This window comes from Streptomyces phyllanthi, from assembly GCF_009377205.1.
In the GTDB taxonomy this organism is placed as follows: Bacteria; Actinomycetota; Actinomycetes; order Streptomycetales; family Streptomycetaceae; genus Streptomyces; species Streptomyces phyllanthi.
The window spans coordinates 1-2,915 of record NZ_VJZE01000728.1; the positions used below are offsets into that span (position 1 = coordinate 1).

Consider the following 2,915-nt stretch of genomic DNA (forward strand, 5'->3'; position numbering starts at 1 on the left):
GGTGAGGGGCGGTTATGCTGGGGCGGTCCCTTTCGGTCCGTCAGTCCTGGAGCCCGTGTCGTGCGTATCGATCTGCACTGTCACTCCACGGCTTCCGACGGTACGGACACCCCGGGCGAGCTGGTGCGGAACGCGGCCGCCGCCGGGCTGGACGTCGTCGCGCTGACCGACCACGACACCACCCGCGGGTATGCCGAGGCGATCGCCGCGCTGCCCGAGGGACTCACGCTGGTCACCGGTGCCGAGCTCTCCTGCCGTATCGACGGTGTGAGCATGCACATGCTGGCGTACCTCTTCGATCCCGAGGAGCCCGATCTGCTCGCCGAGCGCGAGCTAGTCCGGGACGACCGGGTGCCGCGGGCCCGGGGCATGATCGCCAAGCTCAACAAGCTGGGTGTGCCCGTGACCTGGGAGCAGGTCGCGCGGATCGCCGGGGACGGCTCTGTGGGGCGCCCGCACGTCGCCACCGCCCTCGTCGAACTCGGTGTCGTACCGACCGTCGGTGACGCCTTCACCGCCGACTGGCTGGCCGACGGGGGCCGGGCCTTCGTCGAGAAGCACGAGACCGACCCCTTCGAGGCCATCCGGCTGATCAAGGGCGCGGGCGGCGTCGCCGTCTTCGCTCACCCGGGCGCCGCCAAGCGGGGCCGGACCGTGCCCGAGGCCGCGATCGCGGAAATGGCCGCCGCCGGTCTCGACGGTATCGAGGTCGACCACATGGACCACGAGCCGGAGACCAGGGAGCGGCTGCGAGGGCTCGCGAAGGAGCTGGGGCTGCTCACCACGGGCTCCTCGGACTACCACGGCAGCCGCAAGACCTGCGTGCTCGGGGAGTACACGACGGATCCCGAGGTGTACGGGGAGATCACGCGACGGGCCACCGGGGCGTTTCCCGTACCGGGGACGGGCGGGGCCACGGCGCCCGGGCACGCCTGAGCCCGTTACGGGTTCGCCAAGTTTCGTACGGGTTCCGTACGGGTTCGCCGGGTTCCGTATGCGTTCGCCGCATGCCGTAGGGACTCGGCCGGTCCGCGTGTGAGCCTGGCCCATCCGCAGGCGCCCAGCCTGATCCCGTCTGAACTCGACCTGTTGACGAGCGCCCGTCCGTCCCGCTGAGCTGTTCCAGCTCCAGCTCCAGCTCCAGCTCCCGTTCTGGTGCTGTGGTCACCCGCCTGCGGTCCTGCCTCGCGGCCGGTACCTCGTCCGTTCCCCACCTCACCTCCTCGAGGCACCACTGTGTTCGATGTCGCCGCCTTCGGTTCCCTCTTCCTCACCCTCTTCGTGATCATGGATCCGCCGGGGATCACCCCGATATTCCTCGCGCTCACCGCCGGCCGTCCGGCCAGGACGCAGAAGCGGATGGCGTTCCAGGCCGTCTGCGTGGCCGGCGGGGTGATCACGGTCTTCGGGCTTCTCGGCCACCAGATCCTGAACTACCTGCATGTCTCCGTGCCGGCGCTGATGATCGCCGGTGGGCTGCTGCTCCTGCTGATCGCGCTGGACCTGCTGACCGGGAAGACCGACGAGCCGAAGCAGACGAAGGACGTGAACGTCGCCCTCGTTCCGCTGGGCTTGCCGCTCCTCGCCGGGCCGGGTGCGATCGTGTCGGTGATCCTGGCCGTTCAGCGGGCGGACAGCACGGCGACCCAGGTGTCCCTGTGGGCCGCGATCGTCGCGATCCATGTCGTGCTGTGGCTCACGATGAGGTACTCGTTGCTGATCATCCGCGTCATCAAGGACGGCGGCGTGGTGCTGGTGACGCGGCTCGCGGGCATGATGCTCTCCGCGATCGCCGTGCAGCAGATCATCAACGGGGTGACACAGGTGATCCAGGCGGGCTGACAGCCCATTCGGGTGCCCAGGTGGGCTCGGCGGGCCGGGGGAGCCCGGCGGTGGCGAGGTGGGTGCGGAGCGCGGTGAGCGCGGGGTGCGGGTTGTCGTGATGCCAGATCAGCGAGTGCGGGTAGACCGGTGTCGGGTCCTGCACCGGGATGCGGCGCAGGTCGTGGTGCGCGGGCCAGTGGGCGCGGGTCCGTTCGCCGACGAAGGTCGCCAGCATCGGGGAGTCGGCGATCGTGTCGAGGAGCGGCTCGGTTCCGAAGTCGGGGCCGGTCACCTCGATGGTGAACCCGAACGCGGCGGCGAGGTCGTCGTAGTAGGTCGCCCACTCCGTACCGGCCACGTTCCCGGGCATCCAGATCCGGTGCCCTGCGAGCTCCGCGGGCGTGACCGTGCGGGCGGTGGCCAGGGCGTGGGCCGGGCCGGTGAGGAGGTGGAGGGGCTCGTCGTGGACCCGGACGGTCTCGATGCCCTCGGGGAGCTGCCGCGCGGGCAGGGTGACGGCGCGGAAGGACGCGTCGATCGTGCCGGACCGGACGGCAAAGATGGCCGCGTCGGCATCGAAGAGGGTCACGACGTCGAGTTCGGTCCCGGGGTGCGCGCCACGGAAGTCGCGCAGCAGATCCGCCGGAGCGAGCCGTCGGCCGATCACGTCGACGCGCAGCGCGCGCCGACCGGGCCGTACGGAGGCGGCTGCCCGTTCCGCGGCCTGGAGCAGGGCGCGGGCATGGGGCAGGAACGCCTGTCCGTCGACGGTGAGACGGGCTCCGCGCGCGGTGCGCGTGAACAGCCGTACCCCGAGGTCCTTCTCCAGCGCGGCGACGCGTTTGGAGACGGCCTGCTGGGTGATCGCCAGATGCGCGGCGGCGTGCTGGAACTGGCCCGTGTCCGCGATCGCGACGAAGGTGCGCACGGTATCGAGATCCACGCTGCCGCATCGTACGGGCACGAGGTTTTCCTGCGGACACAACCTCTGGTTGTGCGCTGCGGGCGCGATGGTTGTTTGATCCGCGCGTACGCCGGGCGCTTTGCTGTCCGTGGTCGACGTGACGTTGTGCGAGCGCGGGGGGGTGGGC

At 70.6% G+C, this 2,915-nt stretch carries 3 protein-coding genes; 2 read left to right on the forward strand and 1 reads right to left on the reverse strand.

The window, feature by feature from the left end:
* The first annotated feature begins 60 nt into the window (after nt 1-60).
* Complete coding sequence (locus FNH04_RS44035) at nt 61-936, forward strand: PHP domain-containing protein (protein ID WP_322725619.1); 876 nt, start codon at nt 61-63, stop codon at nt 934-936.
* 300 nt (nt 937-1,236) lie between these two features.
* Nucleotides 1,237-1,842, forward strand: coding sequence for a MarC family protein (locus FNH04_RS44040; RefSeq protein ID WP_322725620.1), 606 nt, complete (start codon nt 1,237-1,239; stop codon nt 1,840-1,842).
* Here FNH04_RS44040 and FNH04_RS44045 read toward each other — a convergent pair.
* Nucleotides 1,808-2,767 carry a LysR family transcriptional regulator gene (locus tag FNH04_RS44045; RefSeq protein WP_322725621.1) on the reverse strand — a complete coding sequence of 320 codons (960 nt, stop codon included), beginning with the start codon at nt 2,765-2,767 and terminating at the stop codon, nt 1,808-1,810. The two genes, FNH04_RS44040 and FNH04_RS44045, sit on opposite strands and share 35 nt — an antisense overlap.
* Between the last annotated feature and the right edge of the window lie 148 nt (nt 2,768-2,915).